Below are 6,712 nucleotides of genomic sequence, written 5' to 3'. Positions count from 1 at the left end.
CTCAACTGCGCCTGCGGGCTTTACGCCGGCGACCCCACCGCCTGGATCGGCTGATCACCAGCCAGGCCAGCAAGATTTACGCGGAGCTGCACTAGTCGCACCCGCAGTGGACCTATCCGTCATCGGAACCCTCCTCCTCGGCATCCGCCACCTCGCACTCGCCGGCGCCACCACACAGCAGATGCGGCCGGCCTGGCGACTACTCGTGTTCGCACTGGTCACCCTCGCACTCAACGTCGCCGACCCCCTCATCGAACAGAACTACGGCAAAGCAGCCTTCGACGCCGTCGGACCACTCCTCCTCATCGGCTGGTCCGAGGTCGGACCCGGCCTCCTCCAGGCGATGAAAGCCCTCGGCCCCACAGCCTCCCCACCCATGTCCGCCGAGCATTCAAGCCCGCCAGCCCCCGAACACGACACACCAGTGAACCGATCCCCAGCCACCGCCGTAGAGACGGCGAGGGCAGAGCCGCCGCAGGCGCCAAGCAAGGCCCACGAGCAAGATCTACTCCACCGAGCACGAGCCGAAGACGTCCTCCACTGGCAACACCACCAGCGCCCGATCTCCGCAGAAACCCTCCGTAAACGACTCCGCGTCGGCGCCCCAACCTCGCGCAGACTCGTCGCACAGCTACGCACCGACACCCACACCCAGATCGGAGGCAGCGCCATGCAGGTCGACGACCAGCCCCGGCAAAGCTGACCGGAAAGGGCCGGCGATCCCATACTCACCACTACCCCAGCGAGCACAGGATCGCCGTGAAGATCCACGACAATCTATATACGAAACAACGCGCCGGCCCGGACGCTGAGCCCAGCCATCTCTCTTCGATGATCGTCCGCCCGAGAGCGCGGTCGATCGCCGCGTGGAGCCCAGGGTCGTCGCCGAGTCCACATTAGAGTCCCGCGTCAGCGTAAACCGGCGATTCGTACCCGGGCCGGAAAATCTACATGCTGCTCGCCGGACGCGCCCGGTGCGAGCTGGGCGATGCGGGTCTACGGCCACCAGTTCTGCACCCGAAACAGCCATGTTGCGGTGGCTGCGCCAAGAGCACGGTCCGAAACACTGGAAAGAATGGACGGTAGGATGTCCACGACGTCCGAACGGCGATGGGATGCCGCCGCTTCCAGAGCTTGAGTGATGACGGTACCGCGTTGGTCGTCGGGCAGGCAGGGGGCGAGTCCAGCCAGCGCCACAGCTCGGTCGCCGGGGTCATCGATGGTTGCTGCGACGGCAAGGGCTTGGTCGAGGAGCCTGTCCGTCAAGTGGGGTGCCAGCGTCGTTAGTACTTTCGTCCGACGGTTCAGGTAGTCACGATTGGCGTCGACGGCCATGGCCTGGGCCATGGCGGTTTCGCGTTGGTCGACGGGCAGGCGGACGACGAGTCCGGCCAGCGCCACAGCGGCGCAGCCGGGGTCATCGATGCCCACGGCGACGGAGAGCGCTTGGCCGAGGAGGCTGTCAGGCAGGTAGAGGGCGAGCCTCCTCAGCACGTCCGCCTGGAGCCAGAAATGGTCGCTGGTAGCAACGGCGCTCAGCGCCGCGGTGATAACAGGACCGCGCTGCTCTTCGACAAGATGAGGTATGAGCACCGAGAACGCCCATGCCTGGCCATCAGAATTGTCAAGCGTGGCAACGGCGGTCAATGCCTCCGTGAGGTGCGGCGCGAGTCTCCGTTCGGGCAGGTGCGGAGCAAGCGCCGCCAGCGCCGCTGCCCGATCGCGCGGGTGGTGAACGGCGAGAGCCGCAGCGAGCGCCTGGTCAAGGACCAGAGCACGCTCGTCATCGGCAATGCAAGGTGCGAGCTCCGCCAACGCCGTTGCCTTATCACCTGGGTCGTCGATCGCCGTGGCGGTGGTCAGCATTTGAGCCAGGAGGTTGTCGTCCAGATGCTGAGCTAGCTTCACCAGTGCCAGCACCCTGCTCCTTGGACTGTCTACGGTGGTCGCAACCACGAGTGCCTGGTCAAGGAGATCGTCAGGAAGATGGGGTATCAATACCCGGAGCACCTCATCCCTATCGAACCAGCGTTCGAGGGCCGCTGCGGCGGTCAACGCATCGGCCATCGCCGGGCCACGCTGGCGGTCCGGCCGGCGGGCTGCCAGTGCCGCGTGGGCCAACATTAGATCCAACCGGCCGTCGAGAGCGTCCGCCACTGCATTCGCTTGCGCGAGGAGACTATCGGGCAAATAGGGTGCCAAATCGGCCAGCAGCATGGCCCGCAAGTGCGAGGAGCCGACGTCAGCGATAGCGGTCAGCGCTTGCCCGAGAACCACGCCACGTTGCTTGCCGTCGGTGACGTGCGGGGCCAATGCCAGGAAAACTCGGGCCCGGCCGCCCGGGTGGTCGATGGTCATGCCCTCTGCCAACGCTTGGGTGATGGACGAGCCGCGTTCATCAGCCATGTAGGGCGCCAACCGCGCGAGGTTCTCGATCCGTCGGGTCGGGTCGTCGATGGCTCGGACGATCGTCAGAGCCTCCGCGAGTAGAACGCTGGGCAGATGCGGCGCCAGCGCCTCCAAGGCCAGATCCGTCCTGGCAGAGTCCTGCTCACGGAAGGCCGCCGTCAGCGCCGGCGCGAGCGCTTCGGCGCGTTGCTTCTCGGTCAGCTGGGGCGCCAGCAGCGCGAGCGCGAGCGCCTGGGCCAGCACGTTGCCGATGGTCGTAGCGGCGGCCAGAGCCTGGGTAAGCACCGGTGAACGTTGTTCATCGGGCAGGTGAGGCGCCAGCCCTGCCAGCGCCTCTACCCGAGCGCGCCCATGGTCGATGGCGGTGGCGGTGGCCAGCGCCTGAGCGAGAAGATCGTCGGGTAGGTGCGGTGCCAGGTTAGCCAGCGCGTTTGCCCTCCCTTCGGGGTCGGGTTTGGTCTGGGCGTAGGTGAGTGCACGGTTTGGGGTCCAGATGTCAGCTTCGACGAGCCGGGCGAGCAGGGATGGTGGGATGTTTCCGGCTTGGCTGGCGAGGGAGCCAGTTAGGAGGGCATAGGCAATCTGGCGGACGAGGCCATTCGGGTCATTGACCTGGTAGCGGGTCTTCGCGTCATGCCACGCGGCCCGCAGGGTGGCGAGGTAGTCGCTGACACGGTCGAGGTCCTCGTGGGTGGTGCACCAGGTGTTGTGGACGGTCCCGGCCAGGTTGAGCCACTCGGTGGCTAGGAGGTCGTCGACGAGGTCGGGACGGTCGGCGGCGAGCAGATGGCTCACGAGTTCGGCGATGCCGTAGTAGTCAAGGTCCGTGAAGGCGGTGGTGTCGCGTAGATGGGGCAGGCTGTGGTCCAGCCCGCCCCACCGGTCGAGAAAAACGTGGCCAACGACTGCGTGCAGATCGGCGAGGGCTTGGTGAGTGAGGCTGCTGCGGGCATAGTCGTAGACCAGGTCGTGGACGGAGACGGCGCGGCTGCGCGGGTTGATCTGGATGAAGGAGACGTTCGCCAACTCGCGCAGGGTCTGGCGGGCCTGAGTCGTCTCGACACCGGCGCTGGCAGCCCACAGGGCTGCGATGACCGAGACCGGGACGGGGCCATGGCCCTTGAAGACCGCCAGTTCCCGAAACCGCGCCGCAGTGGGTGTGCTGAGCAGTCGCGCAGTGGTGTCCATGGCGACGAGCAGGCTGGCCTCGGGATAGTCAGGAAACCGGACGGCGAGGGCGGGAAGGTCAGCACCCCCGAACAGGTCTGCGAGTTCATCCCAGTCCCACCACAGGCCCGAGACCAGACCACCGGCGATTGCCACAGCGAGCGGAAGGCCACCGCAATGGGCAAGCACAGTGTCGGCCGCGGGGGGCAGATCGGCGGCCGGCCAGCGGGCGTAGGAGGCCAGCAAATCGCGCGCAGTGGCCGGGTCCACATGTCCAACCGGGTGCCACAGGGTGGCAGTGTGTAGGACACCGGGACGCCGCGAGGTGACCAGGATCCGGGCGCCGGTGAGCCGGGGAAACGCCTCGACGACGGCCGATTCCCACACGTCGTCGAGTACGACCAGGCAGTGGGCCCCGGAGAGTAGGTCACGTAGCCGTTCCCGGCCATCAGTCGCATCGACGACGGCGCGGGCGTCACCGAAGGCCCGCAGGACACGCCCTTGGACGGCGGTCACGTCGGCGCCGGGGTTGACCTCGACCCAGACAGCGCCGCCCGTGAACCGGCGGCAGATTTCCTCGTCGTGGATGAGCGCGCGGGCGATCGTCGACTTGCCCGCGCCGCCCATCCCGACCAGGCCAACCGCGCCCGCGCCGTCCACGTCCAGCAGCGCGCGCACCGCGGCCAGATCGGCCTCGCGGGGCACGTACTGCTCGGGCAGCGGGCGGGCCGAACGCAGGTCAACCCAGGACGGGACGAGCCGCGCGAGCCGTGCCGGTGCCGAGCCGAACACGGCGTTGTAGGGCCAGCGCGCCGCGGCGGCAGCGAGAACCCGCGCCCGGCCGTCGGCAAGGACGCCGGCGGCGAGCTGTTCGGAGACGGCACGCCACAGCTGCGTGGCGGTCGAGACGTTCCACGACGGCAGCCGGTCCAAAGGGAAGCCAGCGCCGGCAAGAAGTTCCTTCACCGCCGCCGGGTCGGGGCAGGCATGCGCGAGCGCGTCAATCTCTCTGTCCGACAGTGCGATCACTGACGCCCCCCGTGCCAGCAGCTGACCACCGAGCAGCGCCGACGGCCTAGGACATCATCCCAGCCGCAGCGACGGATCAGCGAGCCCGGATCCCGTGCTCACCGCTACCCCAGCGAGCGCGGGATCGCCGCGAGCACAGAAAGCTGCCCAGCTTCAGCGATCGCCTGTTCTGACGGACGGTGCGACCCCGGAGGGGTGACGCGAAGGGCAGGAAGTCCAGCTGCCCGCTTCAATGATCTACTGCCCCGGAGGACGGCGCGATACGGAACCTCGGGTCGACGTCGTGCGTGTGGGCGACACTTCAATGATCATCCGACGGTCCCGACGAACGCACAGAGCCCGCGACATCTCGAGCCACGACACGATCACGCCGGCTCGTGGCACCGATCAGTGCGACGGCCGGCTACAACAGCCCCTCCGGCGCAAATCTGCTCCCATGACCGACGTACGGAGGTGGCTACGCGCGGGCCCTAGGCGGTACTCCTCAAGACGGTCTCGGGCCGTCGCACGCTCATCCTCGGTGAACAGCGGCTCGTACTCGGGTCGGAGCAGCAAAGTCTCGACGGTCAGGTCGAGCCGGCCACGCTCCCACAACGCCGTGAAACCTTCTGACGGCTTCGACTTGGCCAGCAGCTCACGCGCGGCGCGCACTCCGCCCTGGTCCGAGACCATCCTCAGGAAGTAGGTCGCGGGATACCCTGCCTCGCTCTTGGCCTTCCGGTAGATCCCCACCATGTCCCCGTGAAAGGCCCGTTCAAGTCCCACCAGATCGCCGGCCATGCAAGAAAGTATGGCGATCCATACCCCGATCATCCAGCCGCGGTGGGAGTGTCCCGTCACAGCCGACGCGCCGCGTTGAACGGGGAACGGCATCAGCGCGCTGCCGCAGGCTGTGCCCGTCGAGGGCCGGGCCTCGGAGTGGCACGCTCAGTCCCGACAGCAGCGACTGCCCTGACAAGCCTCGAACACCCAGCGCGCCGCCGCCGCAGGCCGCCTCCGCCGCCTACGCAAGACCCGCCCCGATCTCGCCTCCACCCTTGACGCCCAGATCACCCAGTACGAGTCCACCGACGAGCCACCATTCGCCTCACCGACGGAGATGGAACTCCAGGTCAACGGCCTGAAAGCTAGTTCTGGCACGGTACAAGGTGCTCGGCAACGATCACCCGGACACGTTGACTGCAAGGTTGATCGAAAAGCGCACCGGCGGTCCCGTGCTCACCGCTACCCCCACCGAGCACGGCACCGCCGCGACCGCGCGACCGCCTTCCTATGGTCCCGACTTCAGAGATCGTCCGTCTGACTGCCTGACTGACTGACATAGCCGGTCGGCTATGCAATTTTGGCTAGGTCAAGGATCGTTTCGTGCCCGTCGGCGAAACTCACGATCATGCGAGCGGTACCGCCGATGGCGGCCAGGTAGGCGTTAAGAGTCGACAGGAGCAGGTCGTGGGGCTGCTCCATCCTGCTGATAGCCGCCTGGGTGACGCCCAGGCGGCGAGCGAGTTCCACCTGCGTGAGCTCGGCAGCCCGGCGGAGCGCAGCCAGGCCCATCGCATAGGTGCGGTCCGCTTCGGCCATGTCGGCGCGAACCTGGAGGACCTCGTCGGCGATGTCGGGGCGCTGGGCAAGCTGGCGGATGCGGTCATTGCCCCGGATGAATGTGATGTCGTCTTCGGTCATTGGGCGCCTCCTTCCTGGCGGCGAAGCCAAGCATCAACGAGCGCTTCACCGCGTGCCGAAGCGCTGGCGTAGAACACGTCGCCGATCGGCTTCTTGTCGAACCCGATCAATGCGAGCACGACGCGGTCGTCCTCTGGAAACCAGCAGATGATCCGGACAGCTACATCCGGTTCGAACGGGTGGGCAACGCGCCACAGCTCGTGGCGGCGGGCCTGCCGCACCCGTTTGAAGGTCGCGGACTCCTCGGTGGGTCTGGCCGGGAGCTCGGCGAGTGCCTGCAGGAGCGCCACCACGACAGCAAGGAGGCGGCCTCCCTGATCTTCCGCTCGGGTCAGCCAGCGGTCGAACTCGCCGGTCCAGTCGACGATCACTCCTCTGAGTATGAGCCCTGGTTAATACAACGTCAACCTCATATGGGGCACGT

4 protein-coding genes are annotated in these 6,712 nt (G+C 67.1%); 1 reads left to right on the top strand and 3 read right to left on the bottom strand.

The window, feature by feature from the left end; all coding sequences use genetic code 11:
• Nucleotides 1-106: 106 nt before the first annotated feature.
• Complete coding sequence (locus tag BCD48_RS04720) at nt 107-703, top strand: hypothetical protein (RefSeq protein WP_071046984.1); 597 nt, start codon at nt 107-109, stop codon at nt 701-703.
• 293 nt (nt 704-996) lie between these two features.
• Here BCD48_RS04720 and BCD48_RS04715 read toward each other — a convergent pair whose 3' ends face one another.
• The 3 genes from BCD48_RS04715 to BCD48_RS04700 form a co-directional block, all read right to left on the bottom strand.
• On the bottom strand, nt 997-4,605 hold the full coding sequence (locus BCD48_RS04715) for an NB-ARC domain-containing protein (protein ID WP_157910431.1): 3,609 nt from the start codon (nt 4,603-4,605) through the stop codon (nt 997-999).
• Between the two features lie 1,332 nt (nt 4,606-5,937).
• Entirely contained in the window at nt 5,938-6,288 is a 351-nt protein-coding gene (locus tag BCD48_RS04705; protein ID WP_071046981.1) for a helix-turn-helix domain-containing protein, read from the bottom strand.
• The gene (locus tag BCD48_RS04700; RefSeq protein WP_071046980.1) at nt 6,285-6,659 is read right to left on the bottom strand and encodes a hypothetical protein; all 375 of its coding nucleotides are present in this window, start codon (nt 6,657-6,659) and stop codon (nt 6,285-6,287) included. The genes BCD48_RS04705 and BCD48_RS04700 overlap by 4 nt, the downstream gene beginning before the upstream one ends.
• Between the last annotated feature and the right edge of the window lie 53 nt (nt 6,660-6,712).

Source organism: Pseudofrankia coriaricola (assembly GCF_001854805.1).
GTDB lineage: Bacteria > Actinomycetota > Actinomycetes > Frankiales > Frankiaceae > Pseudofrankia.
Note: the sequence above shows the minus strand (reverse complement) of the source record. Positions and strands in the feature narration are given on the sequence as shown.